The following is a 16,223-nucleotide window of genomic DNA, read 5'->3' as shown; positions in this document are numbered from 1 at the left end:
CAGCAATCATCGTCGGCTGGCCTCGATCACCGGCTGGTGGCGTGCCCGGCTTCCGGTGCGGATGCCGGTGGCGCTCACGCGCGTCTCATAGAGTCCCGGCGTCCAGTTGCCCTCGATGAGTAGCGGAGCATCAGGGCCCACTACGACATCCCACCCAATGTAGGGAACAGTGGCCACCTCACGCGCCGCGCGATCGACGATCGCCATCACCTGATCCCACATCGGCACCTGGAACTCTGTGATCGAAGCCCCAGAGTCAGGGTGTGTCTCGTAACGGCTCTTGTGCTTACCGGTGTGGCCTGGTCCGACCGAGTGACCATTCTCATCGAGCATCGTGAAGAAACCACCCCATGTGAACTGGTCGCTCACAGCGCCGCGACCGAACTTCTGAGCGGCCATCAGCACGTGCACCGTCGTGCCGTCGAAGAACGTCGCCACTCGCGTCGTATTGACGGTGCCCGCACAATACCCAGCGAGGTAGGGATGCTGGACGATCGGCTGTTCGATCAGGTTCTGCCCCTTGCCGATTAGCTCGGCGCGGAAGGTAGCCCAATCGGAGATCTCAGCGGTGTCATAACGGAAGACGCCTTTGCCTTCGCGTCCGACCGGCATTTTCGCGATGATGACCGGATGGCGCTTCGCAAATGCGCGGAAATGCTCGGCATCAGTGTCTTCGAGATCCATCCATTCGCGGCCAAGGTACTCGCCGAACCGTCGGTTGAACGTCAACTTGTTTTCGAACTGCAGCACGTCGGTGCGGTTGTTGAGCGCGTTGGCTAGATGATGCTGGATCAACGAGGTCATGAAGGTCTTGCGCTCACGACGTGTCAACAGGGCGAAGTCGGCCTCGTAATAGTCGATGTAGGCCGTGTCGTGGAAGGCCGCCCAGATGAGCATGTCGACGAAGATCTTTGGCGCCCACTTGCCCTGCTCCTCGGCAATCTGCGTCGCGAACGACCAGACGCGACCCGGGTTGAATGCGGTGAGTCGCTTGAAGAGGTACTTCACGCGCGCCTTAAGTGCGACGTCTCGGGACAAGAGTGAAAACCTTTCGACACGGTGATGCCAGAACGTCCAATGTTAGTCGCTCCGCCCAACAGGGACTGGCAGAGCGCGCGGTGTAGGCTGGTCGAGTGGATCAGAAGCGGTTGCGTGTTCGGTATTGTTCGATCGGGCCCGGCGGCTGAATCCCTCTCAGCTGTTCGAATTGGCGCACCAGGTCAAGCGCGTCTCGAAGGCTCCGCTACTGGTCATCGTTGCCGACATGCTGTGGTGTTCTGTGCGCTACGAGATGGGTTTCCGCGACTATGTCGTCTGGGATATCCGCATCCTCAACGCCCGCGAGCGCGCGACCTGGATGACGCATCCCAAGGCGTTCCGTCTGAACAGCTCACTCAACGGTGCAGACTCCGGCGCCATCGTCGGAGACAAAAAGCGCTTCCTCGCCGACTTCGCCGATCTCACTCGTCGAGAGTGGATCGATGCCGCCGATTCTTCTGTCGATGAGCTGCGCGCATTCCTCGAGCGCCATCCTCGGGTCATCGCAAAGCCGGAACGCGGCGAGGGCGGTGCGGGCATCGCGATCTACGAAGCCGCACACGTTGAAGACGTTGCGACGTGGCGTGCGGAGCTCATCGCAAAGGACCAGACACTTCTCGAAGAGGTGCTGACGCAGCACGAAGCCCTATCGTCGATCTATCCCGACAGCGTCAATACCGTGCGCATGATCACCTACCGTGATCCGAAGGGGCAGCTGCACGTCATCGCCTCCGTGCTGCGCATCGGCAACGGTTCTGTGATTGACAACTTCGCGAGTGGTGGCGTGTTCACCATGCTCGATGACGACGGCGTCGCGCTCTATCCTGGCGTGGATAAGCAGTCCAATATCTATCTCACGCATCCCGTCACCGGCACCACTATTCAGGGTTTCCAGGTGCCGTACTACCCAGAGATCGTCGCGATGATCGCCGAGGCCACGACGCGTCTACCCACGGTTCCATACGTCGGTTGGGACATCGCGGTCACGCCAGAGGGCCCCGCGCTGATCGAGGCTAACCACAACTCCAGTGTGTTCCAGATGAAGCCGTCGGCATCCGGCATCCGCACCGGGCTTCTCTACCGCTATCGCGATGCGATCGGCGCAGAGGTCGTCGACAACCGCCGCTGACTATTAGCCGCGGCGACTCCTGACGGTGTCGATGGCGATCTTGAGCTCCGGCGCACGGGACAGCGCGAGCAGCGCGAGGTAGACGATTCCGCACACGGCGGCGATCAGAACAGCACCGAGCGCGCCCCAGATCTTGTCCTGGAGCATCCAGCCGTCCGCTCCCCCGCTCAGCAGGTAAAGTCCGTAGCCTGCAGCGCCCGCAGGGATCGCCATGAGCACGAAGCGGACAAGCGCCGACCAGGTACTGCCGAGCCCGAGCGGACCGATCTTGCGACGCAGCAGAATCGTGGCCAGCACGGTCTGCACGATTCCTGCACACGCCTGGACCAATGCGACCGCAGCGGCACGCCATTCGACGGGGACGGTGAAGGCCACCACGATTGTGAACACGAGCACCAGCGACGCCTGCACGAGAGTGAACATGAACGGCGTGCGCGCGTCGCCATACGCGTAAAACGTGCGCTGCACGATGAACAGCACGGCCATGGGCAGCAGACTCACCAGGAACGCGAGCAGTACCGGAGCGATCAACACGGCTTCTTCAGCACCGTTGCTGAAGACACGTGATGCGGGGACCGCCGCCGCCGCGACCGCGGCAGTCGCGACGACGATGAAGAGTCCGAGGATGCGAATCGACTGCGCGACGTCGCTGCGGAGCTCGACATCGCGCTTGGCTGCGGCGTGCTCACTGATGCGGGTGAAGTACGGGGTTCCGATCGCGAGGATGATCATCGAGTAGGGAACCATGTAGACGAGCCAGGCGTTCTGAGACGCGAACACGGAGGGATGATCTCCGGAGGCCACTGAAAGCGTCTGGGTCTGCACGATGCCGACGAGCTGTCCGATGAGGGTGGTCAGCAGCGTCCAGGTCGCCAGTGTGCGCATGTGTCCGAGACCCATGCCTCTCCAGCGGAAATCGAATCGAAGCGGTATGCCTGCCCTGCGCCAGAAGAACACCAGCACAACGGTCTGCCCGACGATCCCGAGCGTCGCGGTGCCGGCGAGCACCATGACCATCATCGGATCCCACTCCGAGACGTCGGTGAGGTTCGAACCGAACAGCATCATGAAGACGAGGAAGCCGATGATCGAGACGACATTGTTCACGATCGGCGCCCAGGCATACGGAGCGAAGATCCGTCTGGCGTTGAGTATCTCGCCCAACAGCGCGAACATTCCGTAGAAGAACAGCTGCGGAATGCACCAATAGGCGAACTGTGTCGCCAGTGCCAGCTGCTGCGGCGAATAGCCTGCTGAGGCGAACAGGCTCACCAGCAGCGGCGCGCAGAAGAATGCGACGACGGTGACGCCCCCGACGAGCACGAATCCGAGTGTGAGGAGTTTCGCCAGGAATGCGTGTCCGCTGTCCTTCTGCGCAGTGGCCCGCACCACCTGAGGCACGATCACGCCGGTCAGTACTCCTGCGGAGATCACCTGGTAAATGCTGTTTGGCAGCATATTGGCCGTCGCGAAGGCGTCACCGGCCTGGCCGATGGCGCCGACAGCGGTGATGAGCACAACCGTGCGCAGCAGCCCGGTGATTCGCGACGTCAGCGTACCCGCCGCAATCATGGCGCTGGCGCGACCGAGTCCCATGCGTTGTGATTCCCCTCAGCGCCCGTCGTCAGTGATCACATCACGGCGTCAGACGGTGCGATCTCAGACGGTGCGGATGATGCCCATCGGGGTGGACTCGCGTCCCTGCCCGAGCGGGTTGTCCTTCAGGATACGCACCAGACGCTGTTCGCCAGCTTTGTCGAGCGTAGAACCCAGGATGTTCCCACCGAGGTCGTTGATGTCGACCACTGCGACGTCAGCCTTGCCACCGATGAGTGCTTTGAGATGCGTTGCAACCTGGCGCGGGTTCTTCGGTCCGAGCACGACCGCCTCGTTGTACGGCGGGATGGTGTGCTTCGTCGGGCCGTCGATCGCGCGTGCTTTGTCGCCGGCAATGCGGTAGAAATCGCCCTTGCGTCCGAACGCCTTGGTTACCGCCGCCACAGCGGCCGCGAGCAGGATGCGCGGCGTGCCGCACTCCCGCAGCGCCATCTCCATCGTCTCGGGCATGCCCAGGCCGATGCCGTAGGGCGTGCGGGTGACGTACTTCGACAGGAACAGCGCGAGCTTGCGCGGGGTGATCGCGTCGAGGCGGTACGAACGACCCTGCGTGATCGCGACGATTTTCTCCGTCACGAACAGCAGATCACCCGGCTGCACTGCATCCGTTGCATACTCGGTGACGATCTGGTCGATGTCGTCCTCGGGCATCACGACGCGCGTGCGCAACGGGATGCGGGCGTACTTTTTGCCGTCGACGCTCGTTTCCAGCGCCTTGCCGTCGTTCGCCTTGCCCGGGTTCTCCTGGCTCATTCGAGGTAGTCCCGCAGGGACTGCGAGCGGCTCGGGTGACGCAGCTTGGCCATCGTCTTCGACTCGATCTGACGGATGCGCTCGCGTGTAACGCCGAACGTGTCACCGATCTGGTCGAGAGTCTTCGGCTGGCCATCGCCGAGGCCAAAGCGCATGCGAATCACACCGGCTTCGCGCTCGGAGAGCGAGTCGAGCAGCTGCTCAAGCTGACGCTGCAGCATCGTGAAGCCAACGGCGTCAGCGGGGACGACAGCCTCGGTGTCCTCGATGAGGTCACCGAATTCGCTATCGCCGTCTTCACCAAGAGGCGTGTGCAACGAGATGGGTTCGCGACCGTACTTCTGGACTTCGACGACCTTTTCCGGCGTCATGTCCAGCTCGCGGCTGAGCTCTTCCGGGGTAGGTTCGCGACCAAGGTCCTGCAGCATCTGGCGCTGCACTCGGGCGAGCTTGTTGATGACCTCGACCATGTGCACCGGAATACGGATCGTGCGTGCCTGATCGGCCATGGCACGAGTGATCGCCTGACGGATCCACCAGGTGGCGTAGGTCGAGAACTTGAAGCCCTTGGTGTAGTCGAACTTCTCAACCGCACGGATGAGGCCCAGGTTTCCTTCCTGGATGAGGTCAAGGAACTGCATTCCACGACCGGTGTAACGCTTTGCGAGCGACACGACGAGGCGAAGGTTCGCACCCAGCAGGTGGCTCTTCGCGCGCTGACCGTCACGGGCGACCCACTGCAGGTCCAACCCGAGCTGATCGGTCTTCTCGGACGCAGTCATCGCCGACAGCTTCTCTTCGGCGAACAGGCCAGCTTCGATACGCATCGCAAGCTCGACCTCTTCGGCCGCGTTCAGAAGAGCGACCTTTCCGATCTGCTTCAGGTAGTCCTTGACGGGGTCGGCAGTCGCGCCGGTGATCTGAGTCGAGTAGACGGGGACATCGTCCTCATCCTTCGAACTCAGAACGATCGCGCCCGTAGGAAGCGGTTCGGTGAACGCAGGCTTCTTGTCGTCGTCATCGTTGTCTTCGACGACGCCGTCAGGCACTGCCTCGGAGGGCGCATCGTCGTCCGAGGCTTTCTTGCGCCGCACAGGCGCCTTCTTCGCGACAGGAGCCTTCGCGGCCGCCGCTGGCTTTGCCGCAGCAGTCTTCGCGGCAGCCGTCTTCGTCGCTGCAGCAGGAGCCTTCTTGACAGGAGCCTTCTTCGCGGCCGGCTTCTTCGCGGCTACGGGTGTTTCGGTTTCGACGACGTCAGCGTCAGCCGCTGCAGTTGTGGTCTTGGTCGTCCGGGAGTTCTTGGTCGCGGCAGGAGTCACGTTTCGCCTTTCACGGGGCAGCACGTCGGCCCCGGGACATTTCGGACACTAGTAAGACCCTTGTCAAGTCTTCAGCCTTGCGGCCGATGGTTGACAACGGGTCGGATAACCAGTATCTCACATGAATGAGAATGCCGACGCACTCCGACTCAAGAACGAGGACGCTTGTCGTCATCCCCCGGCGGACGCGTGGCCAGATAGCGTTCCAGCTCTGCCGCAAGCTCATCGGCACTGGGCAGGTCACGCTCATCGAAGCCGCCCTCGTCATAGCGTCGAGGTCATCGGGGCTCCGGCCGGCCATGTACCCGTCATACCGGTGCTCAAGCGTGCGCACCATCTGGGCGAGCTCGTCATTGTTGCTGACCTGCTCATTGATCTTGGCGAGGTACTCGTCTCGACTTTCCCGCAGATCGTCCAGCGCGAGCACGAGTCCGGTCGCAACCATCACTCGGTCGGCCGCGGCCATCACTGCCAACGGATTCTCCGTCTCGGCGAGGTAGTGCGGCACAAGCAACACGAAGCCGACGACACGGTCGCCTCGTTCTGCGAAGCGGTACTCGAGAAGATGCCCCGCGGTTGCTGGCACCTGCGTGCGCGGTCGCCATACCGACAGGCTTGCCGTGATCTCTTTGCGATTACCGCTGACCGTCGTACTAACCGGACGGGTGTGCGGAACAGGCATGGCGATCGAGTGCACCCAGCTGACGCCCGAGACACCAAATTCGGTTGCGAACTCCAGCACGGTCTGGGTGAATGCGTTCCACGCGAAATCTGGCTCGAAGCCTGCGAGCAGCAAAAACTGCTGGCCCAGGGTGTCGTGAGCAAGCGAAAGCTCAAGCCGTGCAGGGCGGAATTCGCTGAGATGGTCCTGCTCGAACACGATGATCGGGCGGCGGGCGCGATAGTCCAAGAGCACATCATTGTCGAAGATGATCACGGGCTGCGGATCAGCGACATCACGCAGGTGGTCAATCAGCCCTGATACGGCGTTGCCAGCATCGGTAAAGCCGGTGAGCAGGATCACTAGCGGAAGCCCCTGGGGGACGACAGGGGCGTTAGCAACTCGTTCGTAAAGCTCTCCGGAGACGGGCATAGGTCAATGCTACGAGCCAGCACCGCCTCAGGGGTCTAGTACGTCATGCTCACAGCGAACACACCTGGGATGCCCGTACCGCTCCACGGATAGGATGGATGCATGTCGCTTCCTGCGCTTTCGCACACCAATGATCCATTTCCGGGGAGCGCTGCTGACGCCGCAGTGCTGCTCGTTCCCGATACCACCGCGTTCCCCGATGCGCTCGATGCCTATCCTGGCCTCGCCGACATCCTCGCCGGGATCGGGTTCACCGGTTCCGCAGGCGCTTTCGCTCGCATTCACTTTCCGGCGCTGACGGAATTGCCACTCGCTGTCGTCGGGATTGGGGCAACCCCGAGTGACGCAGCAGTGCGCGACGCCGCTGGCGTTGCCCTGCGCACTCTGACCGGTTTCGAGAGCGTCGCCATCGGACTGGCCGCCTCACTGCATGAATTCGCTGCGGCCGCCGCAGAAGGCGCCGTCTTCGGCGGGTACCGCTTCGAGGGGTATCGAGCAAAGCCGGGTAAGGCACGCGCTTCCTCGGTCACGTTGCACAGCTCGCGGGTCACAGACGAAGATATCGCCCATGCGCGCATCGTCGGCGACGCGCTTGCTCTGGTCAAGGACCTCGTGTCGGTCCCCGCCGAATGGCAGAGTCCCCGAGACCTGGCACAGAGCGCCGTTGACGCCGTGACAGACCTTGATATCTCCGTCGAGGTACTTGACGAGACCGCGCTCGAAGAACAGGGATACGGCGGAATTCTCGGAGTCGGTCGAGGCTCTGATCGCCCACCTCGCCTCGTGCGACTCGATTACACCCCGGCGGATGCGTGCGCCACATCGCACTCGTTGGCAAGGGCATCACATTCGACACTGGCGGCCTTTCATTGAAGCCCGCGGCGAGCATGGTCGGGATGAAGTTCGACATGGCGGGGTCGGCCACGGTCCTCGCAGCCCTTCGGGCGATTGCGAGTCTGAAGCTCCCGGTGCGGGTGACGGCGTGGATGTGCATCGCGGACAATATGCCGTCCGGCCGTGCGACACGTCCGGGCGATGTGTTGCGGATGCTGGATGGCAGCACCGTCGAGGTGCTGAACACGGATGCCGAGGGACGACTGGTCCTCGCAGATGGACTCGTTGCGGCCAGCCGCGAGAAGCCCGATGTGATCTTCGACGTCGCGACCCTCACGGGCGCCATCCTGGTTGCGCTCGGACACCGCCACACCGGAGTCATGGGCGATGACCAGGCCGTTGCCGAGTACTTGACGGCATCCGAGAAGACCGGCGAGCTGGCCTGGCCTCTCCCGCTGCCGGAGTACATGCAGGACTCTCTCGACTCCCCCATCGCCGACATGATCAACGCGAACATGAGCGACCGTGCAGGGGGCTCGATGTTCGCCGGGCTCTTCCTGCAGCGCTTCGTCGGGCGTACCAGTGAAGAAGAGGATGCCCCTCGGATTCCCTGGGTGCATCTCGACATCGCTGGCTCCGGTGAACACGCGAGCGCCCCGTACGGCTTCACTGACAAGGGCGCGACAGCCGCTACGGTCCGCTCACTCATCGCGTTCGCCGAGGCGAGCGCCAAGGAGGCATGATGACAACTCACACCTTCGATATCGTCGTACTCGGTGGCGGCAGCGGTGGATATGCCGCGGCGCTGCGTGCTGCCGAACTCGGCAAAACGGTGGCGCTGGTAGAGAAGGACAAGGTCGGCGGCACGTGCCTGCACCGCGGCTGCATCCCGACGAAGGCGCTGTTGCATGCGGCAGAGGTCGCAGAGCATGTGCGCGGCGCGGCATCCGTCGGCGTGACGGCATCGTTCGAGGGCGTTGACGCCGCGGGGGTGCGCGCGTACCGCGAGAACATCGTCGCCAAGAAGTTCAAGGGTCTCGAGGGTCTGATCAAGGCGCGTGGAATCACGACAGTCACAGGTACCGGCCGTCTGAACGCCGACCGCAGCGTGAGCGTCGGCGACGATGTTTACGTCGGTACCGATGTCGTGCTCGCTACCGGGTCGTTTAGCCGCTCGCTTCCTGGTTTGGAGATCACTGGCCGCGTTCTGACCAGCGAACAGGCGCTCGCGCTCGACGTCATCCCCGAGCGCGTTCTCGTGCTGGGTGGTGGAGTGATCGGCGTCGAGTTCGCCAGCGTGTGGCGGTCCTTCGGCGCAGAGGTCACGATCATTGAGGCGTTGCCGCACCTGGTACCCAACGAAGACATCGCCCTCAGCAAGGGCCTCGAGCGCGCGTTCCGCCGCCGCGGCATCCAATATTCGCTCGGCACGCGCTTCCAGACCGCAAGCCAGGATGACTCGAGAGTCACCGTGACGCTCGAAGACGGAAAGACATTCACCGGCGACTACCTGCTCGTGGCTGTCGGACGCGGTCCCGTGACTGCTGATCTCGGATTTGAGGATGCTGGCGTCACACTCGATCGTGGCTTCGTGACTGTCGACGAACAGCTGCGAACCGGTGTGCCAGGTCTGTGGGCGGTGGGCGACATCGTTCCAGGACTGCAGCTCGCGCATCGCGGTTTTCTGCAGGGAATCGCCGTCGCAGAGCGCATTGCGGGTCTCTCCCCCGCGCCGATTCCGGAGTCGCAGATCCCGAAGATCACCTACTGCAACCCCGAGGTCGCATCGGTTGGGCTGTCTGAGGAGGCTGCGGTCGCCGAACACGGCGCCGACGCCGTCAGCTCCTACGAGTACAACCTTGCGGGCAACGGCAAGAGCGAAATCATCGGTACGAGCGGACTCGTCAAGGTCGTCCGGTTGAAGGACGGACCCGTCATCGGCGTACACCTTCTCGGTGACCGAGTCGGAGAGCTCATCACCGAAGGGCAGCTTGCCGTCGCATGGGAGGCCCACCCCGAAGACATCGCGCCGCTGATCCACGCGCATCCAACGCAGAGCGAAGCGCTGGGAGAAGCATTCCTCGCGCTCGCCGGAAAACCACTGCACGCCCTCTGAGCACCAACCGGTCTCAGGGTCACTAAGCTGAACGTGTCACAAACATTCTTGAAGGAGACTCCGTCATGAGCACATCCGTGGTCCTCCCCGCTCTCGGTGAGAGCGTCACAGAGGGTACGGTCACCCGCTGGCTGAAGCAGGTGGGAGACACCGTTGAGGCTGACGAAGGCCTGCTCGAGATCTCGACCGACAAGGTCGACACCGAGATCCCGTCCCCAGTCGCCGGTGTCATCGAAGAAATTCTGGTCGCCGAAGACGAAACCGTCGAGGTCGGCGCGCTTCTGGCCCGAATCGGCGATGGTAGCGCGGCGGCTCCCGCCGATGACGCTCCTGCAGCTGAGGAACCCGCAGCTGAGGCTGCACCGGCAGCAGCAGCGGCAGCGCCTGTAGAGGCAGAGGAGGCTGCGCCCGCAGAGGCTGCGCCTGCAGAAGCTGCTCCGGCAGCCGAACCAGCCCCAGCCGCTGAGGCTGCCACGCCGCCCGCTGGCGACGCGAAAGACGTTGTGCTTCCCGAACTCGGCGAGAGCGTCACTGAGGGCACAGTCACACGCTGGCTGAAGCAGATCGGCGATGACGTCGCCGTCGATGAGCCGCTGCTCGAGATCTCGACCGACAAGGTCGACACCGAGATCCCTTCGCCGGTCGCCGGCGTATTGCAGGAGATCCTCGCTGCCGAAGACGAAACGGTCGCAGTCGGCAGCGTCCTCGCTCGTGTCGGCTCCGGTGCACCGGCAGCGGCTGAAGCCGCCCCTGCGCCTGCTCCGGCAGAGGCTGCTCCCGCCGCCGAGGCTGCCCCCGCTCCGGCGGCTGCACCTGCCGCGGCTGCACCTGCCGCGGCTGCACCTGCCGCGGCTGCACCCGCTCCGGCTGCCCCTGCACCCGCAGCACCCGCTCCCGCCGCCGCACCGGCCCAGGCAGCTCCGGCACCCGCAGCTCCTGCTGCGACCGAGAGCGACAGCCTCTACGTCACCCCGCTCGTGCGCCGCTTGGCATCTCAGCAGGGTGTCGATCTCGCATCTGTCACCGGCTCTGGTGTCGGTGGACGCATCCGCAAGGAAGACGTCCTCAAGGCTGCCGAGTCGAAGAGTGCTGCTCCCGCAGCCGAAGCTGCTGTTGCTGCTCCCGCTCCGCTCGAGGTCTCGCCGCTGCGCGGCACCACCCAGCCGATGTCGCGCCTGCGCAAGGTGCTCGCAAAGCGCGCCGTCGAGTCGATGCAGCAGACCGCGCAGCTCACGACCGTAGTTGAGGTCGATGTCACCAAGCTCGCCGACTATCGCGACCGCACCAAGGTGGAGTTCCAGCAGAAGACGGGCGACAAGCTCTCCTTCCTACCGTTCTTCGCACTCGCTGCCGCCGAAGCGCTGCAGGCGTACCCCATCGTCAACTCGACAGTCGACGGCGAGAACATCGTCTACCCGGCGACAGAGAACCTCTCGATCGCGGTTGACACTGAGCGTGGCCTGTTGACACCGGTCCTGCGTGATGCCGCATCGAAGAGCATCGCCGAGATTGCTCACGAGATCGCCGATCTTGCTGCGCGTACGCGTGACAACAAGCTGAAGCCCGACGAGCTCGGTGGCGGCACGTTCACGCTGACCAACACTGGTTCGCGTGGCGCGCTGTTCGACACTCCGGTCGTCTTCCTGCCGCAGTCCGCGATCCTCGGTACCGGCATCGTTGTCAAGCGCCCTGGTCTTGTCAAGGTCGATGGCGTCGACGCGATCGCCGTGCGCTCGTACGTCTACCTGGCGCTGTCATACGACCACCGCATCGTCGACGGTGCAGACGCTGCTCGCTTCCTCGGAGCGGTCAAGGCTCGTCTGGAAGCGGCAAACTTCGCCGGTAACCTCGGCGCATAGGTAGCACCCACACCTACTCTGGCTGTTGCGCGACGCATACACGTCGCGCAACAGCCAGAGTTCGTTTCGCCGCTCCAACACCAACATCTGCTCGACACCACCAACGTCGAGGGGCGTAAGCCTCATGACTGCCACATCGCCGTAGTCATCTACCAAAACCGCCGAGCTCGCGTCCGCTCCTTGGCTCACGAGTCCTTCGGTAGGTATGCGCGCACCCTCCCTGATCGCGTCAGCACATGTCTCGGCGTCCGCGTCAACGCACTTCTGGATGCTGTCCAGCAGCTTTGGCACAGCTGCGAGGGCGCCGATATCGTCATCGGCATCCACCGGCTCATCGATCGGCACGACCGATTCCTCAGTGCCCAGGGGAGATGGTTCGATCGGCTCAACAGGATCTGCCGCCGTTCGCGACGCGGCCTCGGCGTTGTCCTCTGCTCCCCCGCTCGGCCACATCAGCCCGACCACGAGCACCACCACCCCGAGTGCTCCCGCCAATGCCAAGGACCGTCCGTGAGAACGCCTCGGAGAACGCTCACTTGATTCCTTCGGAGCTTGTTCGCCACGTGCGCGAACTGCGTCAGCTCGCTCTCGAACCGCGAAGAGCAATTCCCGCGCCCCACTCAGCCCACCGATGACATCAATGCGGCGGCGAGGCTTGCGCGTGCGCACATCCGCCCTAGCAACCACCCGTTTGCCGCCCGCCGCGATCTCGCGCACGTCCACGACTTCCCCGGCGGGCAATCCCCGGTATGCCCGACGTGATCCGAGGTCGCTCGCCCGCTCAGGAGCAAAAACGTCGAGCCGCAATGCGCGTGGTGCGGCGATCGCGAAAAGCTGTCTCTCCCATTTTCGGTCATCGTCCATGTGGTGACGAGACTCCTTTAAGGCGGTGGCGACACTCTCAAGAATCCGAATCGTGGCGCGATCAGCAGTGTGCTGCACAGCGCGTCCGACAAGACCAGCGGCGCGCGCTCGCGCCGCGCCACCGCCGCCGTGCACGAATACTGGGCGACCATCACCGGTCAACCACCAGTCTCCGGCCGCATTCACGGCCTCATCGCCCAGTTCACGGATGCCCCGCAACAGACTTGCGATCAGCGTGCCCAGTTCGCCGGGGACGAGCGGCACATCAGCACTCAATCGTTGACCGAGAAATACCTCCACAGTCTGTGTGCACCAGGGCAGCAGAGCATCATGCCCATCAGCACGTCGCCGGATGTCTAGGACGCCGCACACGTGTTCAGCATCGGAATACGCCCATCCCGGCCATTCGCTCAGCTGCGCAGCATCCACGCACACCGCGACGCCATCGCCATAGGTGATCAGCGTCCCCGAGAACGGACCTTCCTTTCCGTCGATCGCCCGAATCAGGCGATGGGCGCCAGGCACGAGCGAAGAACGATCAGTTGCGGCATCCGTCTCGGTCATCACCCCATCCCAGCCTGCTGACCCAGCGGCCGGGGGCGAGAACTCTCAAATGTGCACAAGAACCGTGAAGGCGAACATGTGCAGACCAAGTGCGCCGCCCGCGAACGCGCGCATCAGGGCAGCCTTGACTCGGTAGTCTTGTACCTATGGCTAAGCGTGCTCCCGACCCCGAGAAGCGTCCGGGGTTCTTCTCCCAGATCAAGTCCCTCTTCCGTTTCACACGTGAGGTGTACGGCTGGTTGCCGTGGGCGCAGATCGCGATCCTCGTCGGCGGTGTGCTGCTCGGCCTCGTCGTCGGATACCTCATCCCGCCATTCCAGGTATGGACGCTGGTTCTCTGGGCGATCACCGGCCTCATGCTCGGTGTCCTCGGCGCATTGTTCCTGATGACACGGCTCTCGACCACGGCGATGTACGCGAAGATCGACGGCATGCCCGGTGCAACCGGGCACGTCATAAGCTCAAGTCTCGGCCGCAAGTGGCAGGCCTCCGATACTCCGGTAGGCATCAACCCGAAGACGCAAGAAGCCGTCTACCGCGCCATCGGCCGCGGCGGCATCGTCGTCGTCGGTGAGGGTGCCCGCGGGCGCCTGACACGCCTCATGAACGAGGAGCGAACCAAGGCGCAGCGCGTCGCCCACGGTGTTCCTGTGCACGTCTTCTACGTCGGCCACGGCGAAGATGACGTCGCCATCGCCGATTTGGCAAAGACCATCAAGAAGCTCCCGAACAAGATTGACAAGACGACGCTTGCCGCCGTCATCCGTCGTATCGACTCGGTGTCTCAGTCAGTCTCGTCGCTTCCGATTCCGAAGGGTATCGACCCGACAAAGGTTCGCGCCCAGCGCCCGCGCTGATCCCTCACCCCTCGCCAGGCTCAGGGATCGGGAGTCAGCTCAGGGATCGAGAGTCAGCTCAGCGGCTCTTTCGGCAGACGACGCACCTTTGCGCGACGTCGACGACGCTCGGGAATCATTGAGCGCATCTCTTCGAGCTTTCCGAAGCACAGCAGACGGTCATCGGCCTCGAGCACGACGTGCTTGCGCGGGTTGGGAATGACTCCCACGCCACGGTGCAGCGTGAGCACGGTGATGTCACGCTCCCAGAGCCCCGACTCCCCCAGCGTCTTACCGACCAGCTCTACGGCGTTGTGCACGTGCAACTCGGCGACACCGTACCCGGTGGAGACCGTCAGTCGCTGACGCACATCGATCTCGGGGAACGCGACCTGCCCGCCGATGTAGTCGATGATCGCGCCCGCAACGTCCAGCTTCGTCGCCTGTTCAATGCCCTGTAGCCCAGGCGAGGAGTTGACCTCCATGACCAGCGGGCCGTCGTCGCCCTCCAGCATGTCGACGCCGGCAACGCGGAGGCCCATGATCTGCGCGGAGCGGACGGCGATCTGCTCGTAGATGGGGTCAAGCACCACCGGCTCGACACTGCCACCGCGGTGCACGTTAGAGCGGAACTCATCGCCGGCAGCAACGCGCCGCATCGCTGCGACGACTCGGTCTCCGACGACGAGGGCACGGATGTCGCGGCCACGGCTTTCGGCGATGAACTTCTGGATCAGCACGTTCTGCTTGGTCGAGTGCAGCGTCTCGATGATCGCCTCAGCGACCTTCACCTGCGGCGCCAGGATGACACCGATGCCCTGCGTCCCCTCCAGCAGCTTGATGACGACAGGAGCGCCACCGACGCGTTCGATTGCCGGGCGTACATCGGCACGATTGCGCACGAACGCGGTAGCGGGCATTGCGATGTCGTGCCTAGAGAGGATCTGGTTCGCCCGCAGCTTGTCACGGGCGCTAGAGATCCCGTTCGCCGTGTTCGGGGTGTACACGTCCATTTGCTCGAACTGGCGCACGACCGCGGTGCCGAAGTACGTAATCGAGCTGCCGATTCGCGGCAGGATCGCGTCGTAGTCGCTGAGCGGACGCCCGCGATAATGCAGGTCGGGTTCATCCGCAGTCAGGTCGATCGCGAACTTCAACGTATTGAGCACTTTGACGATATGACCGCGCTGAATTGCGGCCGCGCGAAGGCGCTGAGTCGAGTAAGACTGCGGGGCGCGAGAGAGAACTGCGAGCTTCACAAAGATTTCCTGCCAAGATGTATCGCGTGGTTAAGACATCTCATTCAAACACTCTTACGGGGTGGCGTGAATGGGTGAGCCTGCCCGATGCCGGAGTTGATTGGATCAAAGCCAAAATCGACACAGGTGCGCGCACATCATGCTGCACGCGTTCGATATCCACGAGTTCAAGCGCGAAGGTGAAGACTGGGTGCGCTTCCGCGTGAATCCCTGGCAAGACAGCAATGCGGATGCCACAATCGTTGAGTGCCCCGTTGAGGATCGACGCGCGGTACGCAGTTCCTCCGGGCATGCGCAAGAACGTCTGGTGGTCTTGCTGGCAATCCGGCTCGCAGAAAAACTCATCGTTTCCGAGGTGACGCTGAGCAATCGTGATGAGATGGGCTTCCGAATGCTGATCGGCCGGGAAGCGCTCCGTCGAGGATTCATCGTTGATCCGGCCCGCTCATTCTTGGGCGGACGCGCTCCGAAAGAAGCTCGGCGTCGCAATCGCGGACGCGACTGACTCACACGCGGATGAGCAGTGTTCCTGCGACCTTGTCGTGCAGTCCGCGTTGATCGGCATCCCAGATCACGGCCGGGATCACGACAATGAGGAGCAGAGTCCGCACGATCGGACGCCAGAGGCCGACCCATCCGCCACCGTAGCGAACAACACGCATGCGCAAAATGCGGTGCCCTGGGCTACCGCCGATCGTCGGGATGAACACGATCTGCAGCACGGCGAAGACCATCATCGGTGCGAACATCGTCAGCCCGGCCTCGGCCGGAAGCGCGAACTGGTCGTAGCCGAAGAACCCCGTAGCGATGATCGTCGCCGCGAAGTAGTCGATCAGCAGAGCGCCGATCCGCCGGCCGGGCCGCGCGACGCTTCCCGGTCCCGCCGTGGGTAGCCCAAGACGTTCGCCGGGGTATGAATTCTCAGCATCCGTCACCGGATCA

General features: G+C 63.3%; 12 protein-coding genes and 2 pseudogenes. 6 read left to right on the top strand and 8 right to left on the bottom strand.

Annotated elements, in window-relative coordinates:
- Positions 1-6: 6 nt before the first annotated feature.
- Positions 7-1,038: a sugar-transfer associated ATP-grasp domain-containing protein gene (locus tag DC31_RS09135; RefSeq protein WP_036279219.1), complete on the bottom strand. Its 1,032-nt coding sequence runs from the start codon at positions 1,036-1,038 to the stop codon at positions 7-9.
- A 169-nt stretch (positions 1,039-1,207) separates the two neighbouring features.
- Between DC31_RS09135 and DC31_RS09130 the strand changes: the two genes are divergently transcribed.
- Positions 1,208-2,167, top strand: coding sequence for a sugar-transfer associated ATP-grasp domain-containing protein (locus tag DC31_RS09130; RefSeq protein ID WP_235201420.1), 960 nt, complete (start codon positions 1,208-1,210; stop codon positions 2,165-2,167).
- A gap of 3 nt (positions 2,168-2,170) precedes the next feature.
- Here the strand turns inward: DC31_RS09130 and murJ are convergent, their stop codons facing one another.
- The 4 genes from murJ to DC31_RS09110 all read right to left on the bottom strand — a co-directional run bounded on the left by murJ (position 2,171) and on the right by DC31_RS09110 (position 6,949).
- Positions 2,171-3,763 (bottom strand): murein biosynthesis integral membrane protein MurJ, encoded by a 1,593-nt coding sequence (gene murJ / locus DC31_RS09125; RefSeq protein ID WP_036279214.1) that lies wholly within the window; start codon positions 3,761-3,763, stop codon positions 2,171-2,173.
- A gap of 63 nt (positions 3,764-3,826) precedes the next feature.
- Positions 3,827-4,537, bottom strand: coding sequence for a coenzyme F420-0:L-glutamate ligase (locus DC31_RS09120; protein WP_036279211.1), 711 nt, complete (start codon positions 4,535-4,537; stop codon positions 3,827-3,829).
- Positions 4,534-5,856: an RNA polymerase sigma factor gene (locus DC31_RS09115; RefSeq protein ID WP_036279208.1), complete on the bottom strand. Its 1,323-nt coding sequence runs from the start codon at positions 5,854-5,856 to the stop codon at positions 4,534-4,536. The genes DC31_RS09120 and DC31_RS09115 overlap by 4 nt, the downstream gene beginning before the upstream one ends.
- Before the next feature lie 10 nt (positions 5,857-5,866).
- Positions 5,867-6,949, bottom strand: coding sequence for a proteasome assembly chaperone family protein (locus DC31_RS09110; protein WP_235201419.1), 1,083 nt, complete (start codon positions 6,947-6,949; stop codon positions 5,867-5,869).
- Positions 6,950-7,051: 102 nt separating this feature from the next.
- On the opposite strand from DC31_RS09110, the pseudogene DC31_RS09105 reads away from it, so the two are divergent.
- From DC31_RS09105 to sucB, 3 genes and pseudogenes are all read left to right on the top strand, one after another.
- Positions 7,052-8,526: pseudogene (locus tag DC31_RS09105) on the top strand (leucyl aminopeptidase).
- On the top strand, positions 8,526-9,899 hold the full coding sequence (lpdA, locus tag DC31_RS09100; RefSeq protein WP_036279205.1) for a dihydrolipoyl dehydrogenase: 1,374 nt from the start codon (positions 8,526-8,528) through the stop codon (positions 9,897-9,899). Before DC31_RS09105 ends, lpdA begins: the two are co-directional and overlap by 1 nt.
- A 65-nt stretch (positions 9,900-9,964) precedes the next feature.
- Complete coding sequence (gene sucB / locus DC31_RS09095) at positions 9,965-11,758, top strand: 2-oxoglutarate dehydrogenase, E2 component, dihydrolipoamide succinyltransferase (protein WP_036279202.1); 1,794 nt, start codon at positions 9,965-9,967, stop codon at positions 11,756-11,758.
- On the opposite strand, the gene DC31_RS09090 is transcribed toward sucB, so the two are convergent.
- Positions 11,654-13,186, bottom strand: a complete 1,533-nt coding sequence (locus tag DC31_RS09090; RefSeq protein ID WP_036279199.1) for a hypothetical protein — start codon at positions 13,184-13,186, stop codon at positions 11,654-11,656. The genes sucB and DC31_RS09090 overlap by 105 nt on opposite strands.
- A 146-nt stretch (positions 13,187-13,332) precedes the next feature.
- Between DC31_RS09090 and DC31_RS09085 the strand changes: the two genes are divergently transcribed.
- Positions 13,333-14,043 carry a DUF4191 family protein gene (locus tag DC31_RS09085; RefSeq protein ID WP_036279196.1) on the top strand — a complete coding sequence of 237 codons (711 nt, stop codon included), beginning with the start codon at positions 13,333-13,335 and terminating at the stop codon, positions 14,041-14,043.
- A gap of 53 nt (positions 14,044-14,096) precedes the next feature.
- On the opposite strand, the gene DC31_RS09080 is transcribed toward DC31_RS09085, so the two are convergent.
- Positions 14,097-15,281 (bottom strand): RimK family alpha-L-glutamate ligase, encoded by a 1,185-nt coding sequence (locus DC31_RS09080; protein WP_036279193.1) that lies wholly within the window; start codon positions 15,279-15,281, stop codon positions 14,097-14,099.
- Positions 15,282-15,298: 17 nt separating this feature from the next.
- Here DC31_RS09080 and DC31_RS09075 point away from each other — a divergent pair.
- Positions 15,299-15,786: pseudogene (locus tag DC31_RS09075) on the top strand (ATP-dependent zinc protease family protein).
- Between the two features lies 1 nt (position 15,787).
- On the opposite strand, the gene DC31_RS09070 reads toward DC31_RS09075, so the two are convergent.
- Positions 15,788-16,216 (bottom strand): RDD family protein, encoded by a 429-nt coding sequence (locus tag DC31_RS09070; protein WP_036279191.1) that lies wholly within the window; start codon positions 16,214-16,216, stop codon positions 15,788-15,790.
- Between the last annotated feature and the right edge of the window lie 7 nt (positions 16,217-16,223).

Origin of the sequence: Microbacterium sp. CH12i (assembly GCF_000685355.1) — a bacterium.
Classification (GTDB): domain Bacteria; phylum Actinomycetota; class Actinomycetes; order Actinomycetales; family Microbacteriaceae; genus Microbacterium.
Note: the sequence above shows the minus strand (reverse complement) of the source record. Positions and strands in the feature narration are given on the sequence as shown.

Coding starts and splice junctions, on each gene's coding strand:
- murJ (WP_036279214.1), bottom strand. CDS start 3,763: ATGGGACTCGGTCGCGCCAGCGCCATGATTGCGGCGGGTACGCTGACG.
- DC31_RS09120 (WP_036279211.1), bottom strand. CDS start 4,537: ATGAGCCAGGAGAACCCGGGCAAGGCGAACGACGGCAAGGCGCTGGAA.
- DC31_RS09110 (WP_235201419.1), bottom strand. CDS start 6,949: ATGCCCGTCTCCGGAGAGCTTTACGAACGAGTTGCTAACGCCCCTGTC.
- lpdA (WP_036279205.1), top strand. CDS start 8,526: ATGACAACTCACACCTTCGATATCGTCGTACTCGGTGGCGGCAGCGGT.
- sucB (WP_036279202.1), top strand. CDS start 9,965: ATGAGCACATCCGTGGTCCTCCCCGCTCTCGGTGAGAGCGTCACAGAG.
- DC31_RS09090 (WP_036279199.1), bottom strand. CDS start 13,186: ATGACCGAGACGGATGCCGCAACTGATCGTTCTTCGCTCGTGCCTGGC.
- DC31_RS09085 (WP_036279196.1), top strand. CDS start 13,333: ATGGCTAAGCGTGCTCCCGACCCCGAGAAGCGTCCGGGGTTCTTCTCC.